The sequence below is a fragment of the Tissierella sp. MB52-C2 genome, assembly GCF_030931715.1.
Taxonomy (GTDB): domain Bacteria; phylum Bacillota; class Clostridia; order Tissierellales; family Tissierellaceae; genus Tissierella.
This window is the reverse complement of record NZ_CP133261.1, coordinates 75,551-92,934: the sequence shown is the minus strand read 5'-3', so window position 1 is coordinate 92,934 and position 17,384 is coordinate 75,551. Positions and strand designations below refer to the sequence as shown.

Genomic DNA, 17,384 nt, shown 5'->3' with positions numbered 1-17,384 from the left:
TTACTTTTAGGGGTGTTTGTTAAATTTTATCAGAATATTGAATAATAATAAAACTGTGATATAGTATAATAAAGTTAATTATATAGAAATGAAGGGACGATAAAAATGAGAATTGGTATTGATGTAGGTTCTACAACATTAAAATGTATTGTACTGGATGAATATGACAATATAGTTTTTAGTTCCTATGAGCGTCATTATTCTCAGATTACTAAAAAGACTAAAGAATTGCTTGAAAGAATTATGGAAGAATGTCAATGTGATGAATATGTTAATCTCTCTATCTCTGGTTCTGCTGGTATGGGGTTTGCTGATAGATGTAAAATTCCCTTTGTTCAAGAAGTATATGCAACACGTATAGCGGTGGGAAAATTGATACCCAAAGCAGATGTTGTTATTGAATTAGGAGGAGAAGATGCAAAAATACTATTCTTAACCAATGGATTAGAAGTTCGTATGAATGGCTCCTGTGCCGGTGGTACAGGGGCATTTATTGACCAAATGGCTACTTTACTTAACATTACTCCTAGCCAAATGAATGATTTAGCTAAATCTTATGATAAATTGTATACAATTGCCTCAAGATGTGGTGTATTTGCGAAATCAGATGTTCAACCCCTCTTAAATCAAGGAGCTAAGAAAAATGATGTTGCTGCCAGTATCTTTTACGCTGTTGTAAATCAGACCATAGCAGGATTAGCACAAGGTAGAGAAATATTAGGTAATGTTGTATATCTCGGAGGGCCACTTACCTTTTTATCAGAGCTTAGAAAAAGTTTTGATAAAACTCTTGATGCAAAAGGTATTTGTCCAGAATACTCCTTATATTTTGTTGCCCTAGGTGCTGCCTTTATGTCTGAATCCCAAAAGGTAAATCTAGAATCTACTATAGCTATGATTGAAAATCAAAATGATGATGCCGATTTCGCTCACACTTCTCCATTATTTCATAGTGTAGAAAAATATAATAATTTTATTTCTAGACACAATGAGGAAAAGGTAATATATTCAAATCCTAATGAATACAATGGAAATGCATATCTTGGTATCGATGCAGGTTCTACTACAATAAAGATGGTATTTATCGATGATGATGAAAATATCCTAAATTCAGTTTATCTTCTCAACAAAGGAAACCCCGTGTCTATTGTAAAGGACTTTCTACAGGATTTTTATAACAAATTTCCAAATATCATCATAAAGTCTAGTACGGTAACTGGATATGGTGAAGAAATACTAAAAAATGCCTTTCAAATAGACTATGGTATTGTAGAAACTATTGCACATTTTACTGGCGCTAAGAAATTTAGGCCTAATGTGGACTTTATAATAGATATAGGTGGACAAGATATTAAATGCTTTAAGATAAAAAGTGGTGTTATTGATAATATATTTTTGAATGAAGCTTGTTCCTCTGGCTGTGGTTCATTTTTGCAAACCTTTGCCGGAGCCTTGAATTATAGCATTGAAGATTTTGCAAACCTAGGAAACTTTGCTTCAAACCCTGTAGACCTAGGATCACGTTGCACAGTTTTTATGAATTCTTCTGTCAAGCAAGCTCAAAAAGATGGAGCTACCATTGAAGATATATCAGCAGGTTTATCGGCTTCAGTAGTTAAGAATGCATTGTATAAAGTTATTCGAGTTACATCTAAAGAGGGCTTGGGTAAAAATATTGTGGTTCAAGGTGGTACATTCTTGAACAATGCTGTACTTCGTGCTTTTGAAATGGAATTAGGACAGGAAGTTATTCGACCAAATATTGCAGGTTTAATGGGAGCCTATGGTGCAGCCCTTTATGCAAAATCCAATACTAAAGATACCTCCACTATTCTAACAAAAGATAAACTGAAATCCTTCTCCCATAAAGTACAAGGTACTATCTGTGGACTTTGTAGCAATAATTGCAGATTGACTATTAATACATTTGATGATGACAGAAAGTTCATTAGCGGCAATCGATGTGAGAAACCTTTAGCTAAGAAAGAAGGAAAAAAACAATTAAGTATATATGACTATAAATTAAAGCTCTTAAATAACTATCAGCCGATTAAAGGAAAACGAGGCAAAATAGGAATACCCATGGTATTAAATATGTATGAATTATTACCTTTTTGGCATAAATTCTTTACAGAATTAGAATTTGAAGTATTTATTTCTCCTAAATCCAATAGGGATTTATACATAAAAGGTCAACATACTATTCCTTCTGATACCATTTGTTATCCAGCAAAACTTGTTCATGGACATATTGAATCTCTAATAGATGATGGGATTAACAATATTTTCTATCCATGCATGAGTTATAATTTAGATGAAGGATTAGGAGATAACCATTATAACTGCCCTGTAGTTGCATACTATCCTGAAGTGATCGCCGCAAATATTCCACAGATTAAAAATATTGACTTTATCTATGATTATATTGGTCTTCACAGACCTAAAGATTTTATAAAGAAAATCCATGGAATTTTAGGCAAAAGTTTTAAGGATATTACTTTAGAAGAGGTGAAGCTGGCTTCTAACAAAGCCTATGAAGAATACTATTCTTATTTAGAAAAGATTCGAACCATGGGTAAACATTATATAGATTATGCAAATAAAAATAATCTACCTATTATAGTTCTGGCAGGTCGTCCTTACCATGTAGATCCTGAAATAAACAATGGAATAGATAAATTGATATGTCAATTAGGTGCTGTAGTTATATCAGAGGATGTTATTAGCGGAAATACACCCAAATTTCCAACTTCAGTTCTAAATCAATGGACCTATCATGCTAGACTATATGCTGCAGCTAAATATATTGGAGATAAAGATAATATGAATTTAGTACAGTTAGTTTCTTTTGGATGCGGTTTAGATGCCGTCTCTACAGATGAAGTTAGTGAGATATTAGAAAATGAAGGAAAGATTTATACTCAAATAAAGATAGACGAAATAACAAATCTTGGAGCTGTAAAAATTAGACTTCGCAGTCTGATGGAAGCTCTCAACCAATGAAAGGAGTCATGGTAATATGACAACAGATCATACTAACATAAAGGATTCAAATGTCGTATTTACTAAAGAGATGAAAAAAGATTATACTATTTTAATTCCAGATATGTCTTCAATCCATTTTTCCCTTTTTAAAAATGTATTTGAACAGTATGGATACAAAGTAGAAATACTTAAAAATGAAGGCCCTTCTGTAGTAAACGAAGGATTAAAATATGTTCATAATGACATCTGCTACCCTGCATTACTTGTTATTGGTCAAATGATAGATGCCCTAAATAGTGGTAAATATGATTTAGATAAGGTAGCCCTCATTATTAGCCAAACAGGCGGAGGGTGCAGGGCTTCCAATTATATACATTTACTTAGAAAAGCTTTGAATAAGGCTGGATATAATAATATCCGCGTTATCTCATTCAATGTTAAGGGGATTGAAAATAATAGTGGATTTAAACTTACTTTACCTTTGATTAACAAATTATTAGTAGCTTTAACCTATGGTGATATGTTGATGCTTTTAAAAAACCAGGTTAAACCCTATGAAATCTCTAAAGGCAGCAGCGAGGATTTGGTAGAGTTTTGGATTAATCATTTGGGAAAACAGTTTGAACATGACAAAGGATATAAAATAAATGAAATAAATAGAAACTTAGAGAGAATAGTGAAATCCTTTGGAAATATTCCAGTTTTCAACGAGAAAAAAATAAAAGTAGGGATTGTTGGGGAAATTTACGTAAAATACTCAAAGTTAGGCAATAACCATCTAGAAGATTTTCTCATGAGTGAAGATTGTGAGATCATGGTTCCTGGTATTATGGGGTTTGCAATGTATACTGTAGATAATTCTATGGTAGATGTTGATATCTATGGTGGAAGTAAGATTAAAAGAACAAGTGCATCATTAATAATGAAGTACCTTAAAATGTACGAAAATATGATTATCCAAGCAGTCAAAAAACATAGTAATTTTACTCCTCCCTCTTCATTTGAACATTTAAAATCTTTAGGTGCTGATATAATAAATGAAGGTTGTAAAATGGGAGAAGGCTGGGTATTAACAGCTGAAATGGTTGATTTGGTTAAAATGGGATATGAAAATATTGTATGTACTCAACCTTTCGGATGCTTACCTAATCATATAGTAGGAAAAGGAATGATACGTAAAATTAGAGATATCTATCCTAATGCAAATATAGTTCCTATCGACTATGACCCAGGGGCTACTAAGGTTAATCAAGAAAATAGAATTAAATTAATGTTATCCGTTGCTAAAGAAAATCAGCAATTGAACAACACTACTAAGAAACATGGATCATCTAGTATAGAAGAAAAAGCTTCAGAGGTTAAAGGCTATAAAATAAGAAAACAATTGAAAGCAGGAAGTTAATATGGCAACACAGGAAATATTTTTGCTCTATCCCTATGTTAAACTTATACTACCCTAGGGCAGGGAGGAGAATAACCATGACCACTACTCAATTGCTTCAAAAATCAATTGACTATATTGAAGAAAATTTAAAATCTGAACTTTCATTATCAGAGCTTGCAGAGATTTCAGGATTTTCAATATACCATTTCTGTCGTATTTTTTCCAGCTATGTAGGGATGCCTGTATCTGCCTTCATTACTAAGCGTAGACTCTACCATGGAATCCATGAGATTCAAAATGGCGGAAAAATAGTAGATATAGCTCTCCTATATGGCTTTGATACCTATGCAGGATTTTTCAAAGCATTCAAGCGTGAATTTGGCTGCTCTCCTTCAAAGTTTTTGAAACTAAACACTGCTAAAAGGCCAATAGCAGTAAATTTAATTAGGGAGGCAAAAATTATGCTAACACAGAGAGAAATAAAACAGATATTGTCAAATTGGAATTTGGATTCAAATCTAGAAATAGAAGATACCTTTGTTGTAGGTACAGTTAAATCTGATAATACATGGTTAATTAATGGAAAATATATCTTAAAAACAGGAAAAAATATCTCAGGTTTAAAAACACATATGGCCATTTCAAAGGAACTAGAAAAATCTGGAGTCCTTGCAGCAACTCCTATTAGAACCATTAAAGATGAGGATTTTGTTATTGAGAATGATAGATACTTCTGTCTTACCAATGCTATCAAAGGTAAATTTCTGACACTTGAAGAACGCTATGCAGGCAATAGAATTGGAACCGGAAAAAAATATGGTGAGGCCATTGGTAATCTACACAAAATTCTTCAAAAACAAGATAAAAATTTAGAAGTCCATGACAGTAATCTCCTAAAAACTGTATTAGGCTGGGCATTACCCCAAACAAAGATAACTATGGAACAATGGGAATGTCCATTACCTGATGAATTTTATGAGGACTTTACTAAAAACTTTAGTAAGCTTTATAATGAATTACCAAGACATATAATTCATCGTGATCCCAATCCATCAAATATTATATTTCATAATGGTGAAGTAAGTGGCTTTATTGATTTTGAAATCAGCGAGAGAAATGTAAGAATCTTTGATCCTTGTTACTGTGCAACAGGAATCTTAGCTGAAGCTACTACAATTGCTGATAGGTTTGAAAAATGGGATGAAATACTGAAGGGAATAATTACCGGATATGATAATATCTGTAAATTGACAGAAGCCGAAAAGCTTGCAATTCCTTATGTAATCTATTCCATTCAAATGATTTTTATTGCCTGGTTAAATGGAAAAGAGGAACTTAAGAATCTTGCAATGCAAAACAGGAAGATGCTTATCTGGATATGGGAAAGTAAGGATAAGTGCTTTCATGATTTATAATACTAAAACTCGACACTTATAGGTGTCGAGTTTTAGTATTATAAATATCTTATTATGGTATTACCTTATTTTCTACCTATAACTAACTACTTGAACTTCTTCATTTTCTATTATCTTTTCCAGTTCCATCAAAGATACCTCTGATGGGGTCTTAAAATCTCTTGATGGTTTTTCTCTTCCAAGAGTTTCGTATTTCATATCTCCCAAGGAATGATATGGTAGAAGTTCTATCTTAGGTTTCTTGATATTTTCTTTAACAAATTTAGCAGTCTCTTTTATATTTTTTTGGTCGGAGTTTACTCCATCTATTACAGGTATACGTACTACTATGGGGATATTTAATGTATTTAATAGCTTTATATTTTTAAGTATTTCTTCGTTACTCACTCCCGTAAAATACTTGTGTTTTTCATTATCCATATGTTTAATATCTATAAATATTAAATTTAATTTCTCAAATATATCCTTTACCTCATAAAAATTAAGATATCCAGAAGTTTCAATTGCCAAATCTATGCCCTTATCATAAAGTTTATATACTAGTTGTCTCAATATATCTTGCTGTAAAGTTGCTTCTCCCCCAGAAAAGGTAACTCCCCCATCTGAAAATCTATAGAAAATCCTCTGTTTTTCTATAATATTTAATATTTCCTCACTACTATAATGATAAATTAGATTATCTTCTTTTGTAACTTTCTCTAGATTTATTTGACTTTCTGGATTAGCACACCATTTACATCTAAGGAGACAACCTGCAAAGAAAATCACCGTCCTAATTCCATCTCCATCATTTACAGAAAAATTCTGTGGTTCCATGAGGTATCCTTTAATACTTTTCATGAGCAGTTCTCGCTATTATTGCATCTTGCATAGATTTTGATAAATTAACAAATTGTGTACTATATCCAGCAACTCTAACTAATAAGTCCTTATAATCCTCTGGATTTTTTTGAGCTTTACGCAACATTTCAGTAGATATGGTGTTAAATTGAACATGAAATGCTCCAAGAGAGAAGAAGGATTGAATCATTGCACCTAAATTTCTCTGACCCCTCTTTGTATTTACTAACTCTTCATTTAACCTTAAATTAAGTAATGTGCCTCCAGAGTGAACATCTTGATTAAGCTTTGCAGCAGAACGCATAGCTGCTAAGGGAGTAGATACATCGCTTCCCGCAAATGGTGACACCCCTTCTGATAGTGGCTCTTTAGCTTTTCTTCCACAGGGTGTTGCTCCAACTACCTTTCCTGTTGGCAAGTAATTTGAAATTCCCATGAAGGCTGTGTTAAAATGATTACCATCTATATCTTTATATTTATGCACTTCTTTATAATAATAATTAGCAATTTTAATAGCTATATCGTCTACATAGTCCATATCATTACCATACTTAGGAACTCCTAGAGCTAGATTTCTCAAATCATTGTATCCTTCCCAGTCAGCATTAATGGCATCTATAATAGTTTCCATAGTCGTGACCCTATCCTCAAATACTAGTTTCTTTATGACAGCTAAGGAATTAGAAGTAACTGCAAGACCTATTCCCGTAAGAACTGGCCCTAAATTATACTTTGCTCCTGCATCAACTAAATCCTTTCCTTGTATTATACATTCCTCTATACAAGATGATAGGAATGGTCTTGGAACCATTTCTTTGTGAAGCTTTTGTGCCAATATAGTTGCAATAATTGAATGTTTAATCAAATTATCAAACTGCCTATAAAAAGCCTTTTCTACTTCTTCATAGATTTCAAATGTTCTTGGATCTTTTTCATCTAAACCTATCTTTTCATTTGTTATTCTACTTCTACCTTCATTTAAAGCAAACTCTAAAGCAGCAGTAAAGTTAATATTAACTGCCGATGTCCATTCTCCTGTTTTTCTAAAATGTGGAACTACACATCCACAGTTATTCCAGTCCCTTGCATCTTCTGGTTCATAACCGGCATTAATAAGCATTTGATAACCTGCACTATCACTATGAATAGCAGGAAAACCAGTGCCCTTACTTACTAAATAAGTTACTGCTTCTAAAAATTCACTTGGCGGATCTTGATGAATTCTAACACTAAGTCCAGGCTGATGGGTCTTCACTCTTTCAGTTGCCTTCAGACACATATAAGATAGATCATTAGTGGCATCTCTACCTTCTCTAGTCTTACCACCAACTGTTAAGTTTTGGAATTGATTATATCCTGCAAAAAACTCTGCCGTATTAGCTGAAATTGTCCAAACCCATTCGGAAAGCTTAATCCAATAAGCTTCAATTAACTCTTGAATTTCATCTTGAGTCATTGTTCCCTTGTCTATATCAGATTTATAATAAGGATACATAAACTGATCAAATCTTCCAACATTAAGTGCCAATGGATTTTCAGATAATATCCCGCCAATTTGTGTAAACCAAATAAACTGGATAGCTTCATAAAAGTTTGTTGGAGGATTTTCTGGTATATTATTGCATATTTCACTAATATTCAAAAGTTCAATTTTCCTCAAGTCATTATTTTCCTTCATTGCCATTTCTTTTGCTTTTTTAGAATATCTTTTAGCAAGGGTGACAATTCCCTCTGATGTAATGATAATAGATTCATAGAAGTCTTTTTTCTTTAAATCTTGTGGAGAAGTATCTGATAAATTTAATATGTTTTCTTCTGCATCTTTAATTATTCCACTAAAGCCCCTTTTAAATAAAACATCCTCATAATCTGGAGTTACTTCACCAACTGCCTGTCTCCACTTAGAATCATTATCTACAATACCTGTATCTACCACAACTTTTGCAGTTTTCTTAGGTAATTGAGCCAAAAATGATTCCTCTAAGGATTTTCCCTTCCAATAAGGAAATATCTCTTTTCTTACATATTCTCTTTGTTCATCTGTCATAATATATGGATCCTGTACTCTTTTATGGAAGCTATCCATTTCCCTATCTACCCAAGTCCAAGAAAATTCAGGTGTTAAAATACCACATTTTCTAAACTCACCTATGGCTCCTACTATGAGTTCTCCTTCAAAAATATTTACATCTATTTCCTCACAGGTATCTCTGAAAGCCTTGGCCCTTCTTATGGGTACTGATTCACCTTCAGTTTTTTTATGAGATTCAGTCCAAATTCTTGCCCTTTCATAAGAAATAGCTGGTTTAGAGTTTATATAATTCTTTCTTGCTGCTTCTATTCTTTCTGTAATCATATTTTTATCCCCCTTTATGTTTTTACATTTATTATGCGTTATAACATACTAAATATTAAAAATTTATTCAGAAGAATTCAAAGCCTTCTGAATAAATTCAATACTTGACTATATTTTGAAATATAACTTCTTCATCATATGGATTACTATATGAATGTTCTATATTAGCTTTAAATGATAATGCGGAAGGTGCCTTAAGCTCAAATGTATTTTTATCTACAGTTAATTTAAGAGTTCCTTTTGTGACAATAATATATTCATTTATGGAGTTTTCATGAGGTGTAGATATATGTTTTGCTCCAGGAAGTAGCTTAATATAAAAATATTCAAATCCTGATATAGGATTAAATGGAAATACATCATATAACATCATTTTACCATTTGATTCATATACTGGTTCTAGTTCCTCTAAGTTCATTGGCTCATAATCATTTATTTCGCTGCTTAATAACTCTGAAAAAGAGACCCTTAAACCAGTGGATATTTTCCACAGTGTTGATATAGTTGGATTTGACTCTCCTCTTTCAATCTGTCCTAGCATAGCCTTACTTACACCTGTTAAATTAGATGTATCTTCTAATGTTAAACCTCTTTCAAACCGCACCTTTTTTAAAGTTGCAGAAATATTAGATGATGGATCTTTCATATTCTAAAAACCTTTCTATTAATAATTATACTTTCAATTATAAGTTATAGGGAAAAGCATTTCAATAATTTTCTGATTTCGTTTTATTAAATAATTTTAAATAATAAGTTTCAATTATATTTCTACATTTTTGTGATACAATAAAACTATCAGAAAACCGTAGAAAGGATTGATCCTATGATAGAAAATCCATATAATTCTAAACAAGAATACTTCCATAAGGGTGAGACTCGAAGCTATGAATTTAGAATAAATCAACTTAAAAAACTTAGAGATGAAATAAAGAGAAATGAAGAAGATATAATAAATGCCTTATCTATAGATTTGGGTAAACCTACTTTTGAATCCTATACAGCTGAAATTGGAGTAGTATATCAAGAATTAAATCATGCCATAAAAAACCTAAAAACTTGGATGAAATCTAAAAAAGTTTCTACACCTATATATCTACAACCAGCCACTAGTTTTCTTTATCCCGAACCTAAAGGTGTAGTCCTTATAATTAGCCCATGGAATTATCCATTCCAATTGGCTATTTCACCTTTAATTGGAGCTATTGCCGCTGGTAACTGCGTAATATTAAAACCATCGAACCAATCAAGGGAAACTGAAAAAGTGATTTCAAAGATTATTAGTAATACTTTTGAGGATAGTTATATTAGTGTAGTAGAAGGTGCAGGTTCTGAAGTGGTGACACCTTTAATAGAGAATTATAGATTTGACCATATATTCTTCACAGGCAGTATAAATGTAGGTAAAAAAATACTGGAATTATCTGCAAAACACTTAACCCCTGTAACACTTGAACTAGGTGGAAAATCTCCTACCATAGTTCACGATGACGCAGATATAGATTTAGCTGCTAAGAGGATTACTTGGGCGAAGTTTTATAATGCAGGTCAAACCTGTGTAGCTCCTGATTATTTGCTAATACACCAGTCTAAAAAAGACGTATTAATCGAAAGAATGAAATTTTATATTAAAAAATATTACGGTGATAGTCCTGAAAAATCTAAGGATTTAGGAAAGATAATCAATGAAAAAAGATTTAATAGACTAGTGGGTTTACTACAGGAAACTAATATATTAGTTGGGGGAGATTATAATAAAGAAAACAGATTTATATCTCCTACATTGATAGACGGTATAGATATAAGTCATCCAATTATGGGGGAAGAAATCTTTGGTCCTATTCTTCCTATAATGACATATAAAAATATTTCAGAAGTTATAGATATTGTTAGAGAAAACCCTTATCCATTAGCCTTATATCTTTTTACAAAAAATAAATCTATGGAAGATTATATTTTACAAAATCTTCGGTTTGGCGGTGGCTGTATAAATCATTTAATAACCCATGTTGCTAATACTAATCTTCCTTTTGGTGGAGTTGGATTTAGTGGTATGGGAAGGTATCATTCCAAATATACCTTTGATACATTTTCCCATGAAAAAAGTATATTTAAGTCTATGGGGACAGTTGATAGCAATTTATTATATCCACCATATAAAGAAAGTAATTTAAAATTAGCTAAGAAGTTTTTATAATCAAAAAAACCACTTTATCAGTGGTTTTTTGATTTTATATATTAACCTACTACTTTTGTTTTCTTTAATGCTCCAAATAAGACTACTGCTGCAACAGCTCCAAGTAAGCCTTGCATTAGATTTCCTGGTATAGAGGCTAATGCCGCCTTTGCTCCATACATAAATATTTCTGCAAAATAATATCCAAAGGCCATCCATACTCCACCTATTACTGTAGCTATGATTGGTTTATCTTGACCTAATTTAGTTTCAAGTATTTTTCCAGCTATATATCCTTCTAGTCCTTTTACTATGAAGGTAATAGGAGCATAGTGACTATATCCCAACAATATATCTGCTAATCCAGAACCTAAACCTCCTACTAAAAATCCACCTTTTTTTCCTAGAGTTAAAGCTGCTAAAAATACCACCATGTCTCCTAAGTTTAGATATCCATTTGTACCTATTGTAGGAATATGGATTACCATAGTCATTACTGTAGTTAATGCCATTAAAACAGCCATTCTAGTTATTATTTTAGTGTTAATATCTTTCATTTTCCTGCTCTCCTTTCTATTTGTATCGATACATTGTTTTCTTATCTTATGTAGTGTTCTTGTGTATATAATAACACTTCCGATACAGTTTTTCAATACTTTTATAAATAAAAAAAGTTTCTATCGAAACATTTCAAGGAGGCCTTTTTGAAATCAATTTAGTTTAAATATAGTTTTAAAACGAAAAAGAAAAAGGTAGAAACACTTTAATATGCTTCTACCTTTTTTATTCTAATTTGATGCAAAAGGAACCGTTCCCTTTGCTTTTGCATTTGCATTTGCTTTTTCTATCTTCATATTTAATTCATGCCCTTCTTCTCTAATTAGCATATATGAACCAATGCTTGCTAAAAGGTCTGAAATTGGATATCCTAACCAAACTCCCATGGCTCCTAAATTAAATACTTTTACTAATATAATAGATACTGGTATAGTTAATATCAATTGTTTAGATATTGATAAAAATATTGATGTCTTTGCTTTTCCCAATGCTTGGAAATAAAATATAGACACATAATAGATACTAGCTATAGGAAGTACCGATACTACTATCCTAAATGCCTTTACAGATTCGGCTATTATATCAGGTTCTTTTACAAATATGGATATTAATTGTGGTGCAAAAATCATTGAGCCTATCCACATTATTAAAGATGTAATAAAAGCATATATAGTAGTTTTCTGCATTACTGTTTTTAATCTTTTATAGTTTTTTGCTCCCACATTAAATGCTGCTATTGGCTGCATGGCTGAAGCTATTCCAAACATTGTTATAAATAAGAACATATAAACCTTAGATATAACGCCTAATACTACAATTCCCGTATCTCCTGCTGTACTAACTAATAAATGATTACGTACTGCCATTAAGAATCCATCTTCTGACTCTACAATAAATGCAGATAGACCTACCAGTACAATTGGTACTATAATTTTTTTATCTATTTCAAAACCTGATGGTATCTTATATTCTTTTTTTATCTTTGAATAATTATAGTATGCATAGATAAACCCTATAACTTGAGAAACTGCGGTAGCAATTGCTGCACCTTTAACTCCCATTTTAAATTCTACAATTAAAATATAGTCAAGTATTATATTTACTATAGCTCCTATGCTGGTACTTATTATTGAAACTTTGTTATTACCTACGGCTATCATAATATTGGAAATAAAAGTCGTTAAGGTTAAGAATGTAGAACCAAATATTATTATATCTAAATATTCTTTTGCATAAGGTAATATCTGCTCACTGGCACCAAGCCCAATAAGTATCTTTTCCGAGAAAATAAATACAATAGCTGTTATTGATACCATTAGTAAACAACAGAAAGAAAAACCATTTTTAACAACCTTCCTAGACCCTTCAAAGTTATTTTCCCCATTAGCTCTAGAAAATGCTGTAGATGAACCTACTGCTATCATCAATCCCAATGCTATTATTATTCTTTGTATAGGAAATACCAGTACCAATCCACCTATTCCATATCCCCCTACATTTCTGCCTACGAATAAAGTATCTACCATATTATATAATTCCGATACTAAGAATGAAATTATTATTGGGATAGAAAATTTAAGAAGCAATTTCCCGATCTTTTCTTCTCCAAATAATTTATTGTTTTTACCCATAATAAAACCTCCATTTATCTTACCCTATTATGTTAACATAAATGGAGGCTTCTTTTCATTCACTTCTTTAGTATCTATTTTGGACTATTTTTGGGTTTTGAAGAAATTCGGATTTCACAAAACCTTAAAATAATCCAAAAAAATATTAATTAAGTACACTGTTTAATACAAATAATACTACTCCATAAGGTTTTACATTGGCTACAGTATTATATACATTAGATTTTTTGCCATAATAGAAGGATACACTGGGATGAACATATTCCTTTAATAATTCCCAATTATCACTGTCTAACCTTTCAGGCTTATTTAATCCAATCCATTTATCATATACTGAACCATATCTTTTATCTAAAACATATTTTGTGACTTGGAAATCACTTTCCATATTTAATATATTTAAAGATATTTTTCTTTCTTTAATCTTTTCAAGGGGGCTTTCCCCATATATTAATTCTTCATCTACTTCTATAGGATTAAACAACATTATCTGATATCCATATTCTGATTTTGTTACTATATAACCTTCTCCCTTATCTATTATGGTATCTCCTAAAAGGGATAATAGCATATATCCATAGTATGAAGGTTTCTTTAGAGAGTTAGATGTAAATATTCCCTTACCTCCAAAGAAAGTATCATTATAAAGAATGGTTTCCTTAGATATTTCGTCTACCATATTTAAAACTATTCTATTGTTTAAATGAATGTAGTTATATAGAATATAGGGTACAATCGCCAGTTTATCATGGATTGGACTTATAGTCTTCTTTGGAAAATATGGTTCTAGACTATCTACTTCAATATTTAACCATTCTCCAACGTCTTCTTCATAAAGGTTAGAAAAGTGTTCTACGAAATCATCTATTATATATTTTTCTACATTTTCTGTCCTGATTATTGGAATTAAATTTTTCTCCTTTAGAAAATCTAGTATGATTTCAACTCTAGTCCAATTAATAAACTTATGATTTTTATCTCTATAGATGTCCATGTCTTCGGAAAATAATCGATTTACTATACAGTATTTAAATCTTATTTCCCTCTGAATTTCTTCTAATAATCTTCTATTTTCTTCTTCTAAAAGAAGATATATATCTCCTAAGTCTATTAAATCTGGTTTTATATATGATCCTATTGTATCCTTTTTAAGGTCTATATCAATTTTGATTATCTTATTATCATAATTATATCTTTCATAATCTTCCATGTAATGGATTAAGAATGGAAAGGCTTCTTTAATCTCTAAATAATTAATATTAGTCATATCTTCCAAACGTTCTTCACTGACTTTATTTTTCTTACGATATTGCATAGGTGTGCAATTATAGTGGTTTTTAAAGTGCTTATTATAATATCTTACATGTGAAAATCCTACTTCTTCCGATACTTCAGAAATATTTTTATCTGTATCTAATAATAGTTTAGTAGATTCTTCTACTCTAATTTGGTTCAGGTATTCATTAAAACCCTGTCCAAATATATCCTTTATCTTATAGGATAGATACTGAGAAGTTAAAAACTCCTTATCTGCAATATCTTGTAAACTGACTTTATTCATATAGTTATTACTTAAATATTTAACTATTCTATGATACCTTTCTAACTGTTCTTCATCTTCTTTAAGACTTTCTTCTCCTTCATAGAATAGATAGTGGAAATTATTAAGCAAATGATACATCATATCCAACAGATATTCTTCTATTTTATCTTCATAATCATCTATTTTCATCACTGCTTCATATACAAGTATGGAGATATACCTTCTAAGTTCATAATATTTCTCATCCTCTTGACCTTTTTCACCTGAGGAATCAGTATAAAAAAAGACTTCCTTGGCATCATCATAATATTTTTCAAAAAAGTTTGGATCGATATTAAGTATTAGTACTAAATTATCGGGATCCTTAGATTTAATACTATAAACTTCATTTGAATTTATTATTTCTATTTCTTTTTCTCCTAGGGTATAAATCTCATTTTCTACTCCTACATCTATGGTTCCCCTAAGTACAAATAAAACTTGAATAGAATCCTGCCAATGAATTGGATATTCCATAATATTTGCTAGAAAAATATTTATAGGTAAATCCTTCATATATTCAACATATTCTTTTCTCATATCAGTTCCCCTGTATTTTTATTTATTCCTCAAATTCTTCCCTATGGTGTAGACCTATTAAGTTAGTAATTGGAACTGTAAATATAATTCCTGTCCCTGGTTTCTTTAGTTGTCCTTCATCTACCATTGCACCCATAATAGCTTTATGCTTTTCTATTTCTGTTAATATTAATATTATTTCCTTAGATGCTTCAACATGAATATTTAGAAACTTCTTTACTTCAGATTCTCCAGTTCCTCTACCATAAAATATAGTAGCTCCATTGGCTCCTGCCTTTTTTGCTGCCTCTACAATTTTATCAGCTTTTCCTCTTTCAACAACAGCAACTATACATTTTATTTCTACCATAATAACTCCCCCCTAAATCTTAGTTAATATTCCTAATATCATTACAGAAATCATGGAACCTATAGATGTAAGCCCTACTATTCCAAATCCAGAGATTAACGGATCCACTCCTTCTATAACTGAGGCCAATCCCACAGCTAAGGCCATATTAATTGGTATATTCACAGGTCCGGTTGTGGCAGATGCAGCATCAAATGCTATGGCACCAAAAGGTTCTGGGGCAAAAAATGCTAGAAATATTACTACTAATAATAATGGTATTAAAACTTTTATATATGGCATATTTAATAGTATTTTAAGTAAACCTATTGCCATTCCACCGCCAAATCCTATGGCAACACCTTGTATTAGCAGTTTATGAGGAATAGCTCCAGCTGATAATTCTTCTACTTCTAATGCCAATGCCTTTAATCCAGGCTCTACCAATGTGGCACAATAACCTATTGCAAACCCTATTATTAGTATAATCCATTTCTTATTAATAATTACAAAATTTCTACCAACAGAGTCTCCTAAAGGTATTAGGCTCATGGTTGTCCCCTTTAAAAATAAATGCAGACCTAATACAGATAGTAAAAACCCAATAGTAAAATCTTTTACACTATGTAATGGTTTTTTTAGTACAAATATTTGAAGTATGGCAAGTATAGCCGTCAGGGGTATAATGCTAGCAGCAGTTTCCCATAAGGCACCTAGGCCTTGTAAACTCTTCATAACAATTCACTCCTTTGTCCTTTTTTCTATGACTTATAACATATACCCATTATATCATATTAATCACAACAAATTTGTTTATAAAGAAAATAATGGGGAAAACCAGAGTTATAGGGTATAATATAATTATGTAATTTCATTAGGAGGTGTAATATGGAAAAAGAAAAATATATACCAGAAGTAAAATCACAACTTAGATCTAGAATAATAGAAGTACCACCTTCCATATATAAGGCAAGTGGTATTAAAATATTGGGAACAAGGATTAAATCCTTATTATTTACTACAGATGTAGCTATAATTAAAAACTCTAATGCCCATTCCATCATAGCAGTATATCCCTTTACTCCCCAACTATCTATTACTCAGTCAATACTTGAAGTTGCCGCAGTTCCTGTTTTTGTTGGAGTAGGCGGTGGCCTTACTACAGGTAAAAGATCTGTAAATATTGCTCTTCAAGCAGAGCTAATGGGAGCCTATGGAGTAGTAGTAAATGCTCCTACTGCCAATGAAGTAATCGCACAAATGAGGGAAAGAATTGACATACCTATTATAGCAACAGTAGTATCAGAATGTGATGATTATAAAGGGAAAATTCAAGCAGGAGCCAGTATATTGAATATATCTGGTGGTGCTAAGACAACCTACTTAGTAAATAAAATAAGAGAAGAGTTAGGAAAAGAGTTTCCTATTATAGCAACAGGTGGCCCTACAGATGAATCCATCCTTCAAACTATAGAAGCTGGAGCCAATGCCATAACCTATACTCCACCTACAAGTGCAGAGATATTTTCAGGAGTTATGGATAAATATAGAGAAGACAAGAGAAAAGAATAAAATGAGCATATCTTCCGATA

13 protein-coding genes are annotated in these 17,384 nt (G+C 31.5%); 5 read left to right on the top strand and 8 right to left on the bottom strand.

The genetic code is table 11. The features are described from left to right. Window positions 1-105: 105 nt before the first annotated feature. From RBU61_RS00425 to RBU61_RS00415, 3 genes are all read left to right on the top strand, one after another. Entirely contained in the window at window positions 106-3,003 is a 2,898-nt protein-coding gene (locus RBU61_RS00425) for an acyl-CoA dehydratase activase (RefSeq protein ID WP_308877426.1), read from the top strand. Between the two features lie 16 nt (window positions 3,004-3,019). Further along, window positions 3,020-4,387: a 2-hydroxyacyl-CoA dehydratase gene (locus tag RBU61_RS00420; RefSeq protein ID WP_308877425.1), complete on the top strand. Its 1,368-nt coding sequence runs from the start codon at window positions 3,020-3,022 to the stop codon at window positions 4,385-4,387. Window positions 4,388-4,464: 77 nt separating this feature from the next. Beyond that, window positions 4,465-5,784, top strand: coding sequence for a helix-turn-helix domain-containing protein (locus RBU61_RS00415; RefSeq protein WP_308877424.1), 1,320 nt, complete (start codon window positions 4,465-4,467; stop codon window positions 5,782-5,784). A 72-nt stretch (window positions 5,785-5,856) separates the two neighbouring features. Here the strand turns inward: RBU61_RS00415 and RBU61_RS00410 are convergent, their stop codons facing one another. The 3 genes from RBU61_RS00410 to RBU61_RS00400 all read right to left on the bottom strand — a co-directional run bounded on the left by RBU61_RS00410 (window position 5,857) and on the right by RBU61_RS00400 (window position 9,626). Continuing rightward, on the bottom strand, window positions 5,857-6,624 hold the full coding sequence (locus RBU61_RS00410; RefSeq protein ID WP_308877423.1) for a glycyl-radical enzyme activating protein: 768 nt from the start codon (window positions 6,622-6,624) through the stop codon (window positions 5,857-5,859). Further along, window positions 6,611-8,980 (bottom strand): formate C-acetyltransferase/glycerol dehydratase family glycyl radical enzyme, encoded by a 2,370-nt coding sequence (locus RBU61_RS00405; RefSeq protein WP_308877422.1) that lies wholly within the window; start codon window positions 8,978-8,980, stop codon window positions 6,611-6,613. The genes RBU61_RS00410 and RBU61_RS00405 overlap by 14 nt, the downstream gene beginning before the upstream one ends. A gap of 97 nt (window positions 8,981-9,077) precedes the next feature. Further along, on the bottom strand, window positions 9,078-9,626 hold the full coding sequence (locus RBU61_RS00400; protein ID WP_308877421.1) for an XRE family transcriptional regulator: 549 nt from the start codon (window positions 9,624-9,626) through the stop codon (window positions 9,078-9,080). A gap of 177 nt (window positions 9,627-9,803) precedes the next feature. Between RBU61_RS00400 and RBU61_RS00395 the strand changes: the two genes are divergently transcribed. Next, complete coding sequence (locus tag RBU61_RS00395; protein WP_308877420.1) at window positions 9,804-11,174, top strand: aldehyde dehydrogenase; 1,371 nt, start codon at window positions 9,804-9,806, stop codon at window positions 11,172-11,174. Window positions 11,175-11,215: 41 nt separating this feature from the next. On the opposite strand, the gene RBU61_RS00390 is transcribed toward RBU61_RS00395, so the two are convergent. From RBU61_RS00390 to RBU61_RS00370, 5 genes are all read right to left on the bottom strand, one after another. Beyond that, complete coding sequence (locus RBU61_RS00390) at window positions 11,216-11,710, bottom strand: ECF transporter S component (RefSeq protein ID WP_308877419.1); 495 nt, start codon at window positions 11,708-11,710, stop codon at window positions 11,216-11,218. A 231-nt stretch (window positions 11,711-11,941) separates the two neighbouring features. After that, complete coding sequence (locus RBU61_RS00385; protein WP_308877418.1) at window positions 11,942-13,342, bottom strand: MATE family efflux transporter; 1,401 nt, start codon at window positions 13,340-13,342, stop codon at window positions 11,942-11,944. A 145-nt stretch (window positions 13,343-13,487) separates the two neighbouring features. Beyond that, on the bottom strand, window positions 13,488-15,464 hold the full coding sequence (locus tag RBU61_RS00380) for a helix-turn-helix domain-containing protein (RefSeq protein ID WP_308877417.1): 1,977 nt from the start codon (window positions 15,462-15,464) through the stop codon (window positions 13,488-13,490). A 22-nt stretch (window positions 15,465-15,486) separates the two neighbouring features. Continuing rightward, window positions 15,487-15,813 (bottom strand): P-II family nitrogen regulator, encoded by a 327-nt coding sequence (locus RBU61_RS00375; RefSeq protein ID WP_308877416.1) that lies wholly within the window; start codon window positions 15,811-15,813, stop codon window positions 15,487-15,489. 12 nt (window positions 15,814-15,825) lie between these two features. Beyond that, window positions 15,826-16,527 (bottom strand): DUF1538 domain-containing protein, encoded by a 702-nt coding sequence (locus tag RBU61_RS00370; RefSeq protein WP_308877415.1) that lies wholly within the window; start codon window positions 16,525-16,527, stop codon window positions 15,826-15,828. 153 nt (window positions 16,528-16,680) lie between these two features. Between RBU61_RS00370 and RBU61_RS00365 the strand changes: the two genes are divergently transcribed. Continuing rightward, window positions 16,681-17,364 (top strand): hydrolase, encoded by a 684-nt coding sequence (locus tag RBU61_RS00365; protein ID WP_308877414.1) that lies wholly within the window; start codon window positions 16,681-16,683, stop codon window positions 17,362-17,364. The last annotated feature ends 20 nt before the right edge of the window (window positions 17,365-17,384 follow it).

Bases quoted from the DNA above. Each gene is read 5' to 3' on its own strand.
- RBU61_RS00370 (WP_308877415.1), bottom strand. From the start codon at position 16,527: ATGAAGAGTTTACAAGGCCTAGGTGCCTTATGGGAAACTGCTGCTAGC.
- RBU61_RS00380 (WP_308877417.1), bottom strand. From the start codon at position 15,464: ATGAGAAAAGAATATGTTGAATATATGAAGGATTTACCTATAAATATT.
- RBU61_RS00415 (WP_308877424.1), top strand. From the start codon at position 4,465: ATGACCACTACTCAATTGCTTCAAAAATCAATTGACTATATTGAAGAA.
- RBU61_RS00425 (WP_308877426.1), top strand. From the start codon at position 106: ATGAGAATTGGTATTGATGTAGGTTCTACAACATTAAAATGTATTGTA.
- RBU61_RS00390 (WP_308877419.1), bottom strand. From the start codon at position 11,710: ATGAAAGATATTAACACTAAAATAATAACTAGAATGGCTGTTTTAATG.
- RBU61_RS00405 (WP_308877422.1), bottom strand. From the start codon at position 8,980: ATGATTACAGAAAGAATAGAAGCAGCAAGAAAGAATTATATAAACTCT.
- RBU61_RS00385 (WP_308877418.1), bottom strand. From the start codon at position 13,342: ATGGGTAAAAACAATAAATTATTTGGAGAAGAAAAGATCGGGAAATTG.
- RBU61_RS00365 (WP_308877414.1), top strand. From the start codon at position 16,681: ATGGAAAAAGAAAAATATATACCAGAAGTAAAATCACAACTTAGATCT.
- RBU61_RS00410 (WP_308877423.1), bottom strand. From the start codon at position 6,624: ATGAAAAGTATTAAAGGATACCTCATGGAACCACAGAATTTTTCTGTA.
- RBU61_RS00395 (WP_308877420.1), top strand. From the start codon at position 9,804: ATGATAGAAAATCCATATAATTCTAAACAAGAATACTTCCATAAGGGT.
- RBU61_RS00400 (WP_308877421.1), bottom strand. From the start codon at position 9,626: ATGAAAGATCCATCATCTAATATTTCTGCAACTTTAAAAAAGGTGCGG.
- RBU61_RS00375 (WP_308877416.1), bottom strand. From the start codon at position 15,813: ATGGTAGAAATAAAATGTATAGTTGCTGTTGTTGAAAGAGGAAAAGCT.
- RBU61_RS00420 (WP_308877425.1), top strand. From the start codon at position 3,020: ATGACAACAGATCATACTAACATAAAGGATTCAAATGTCGTATTTACT.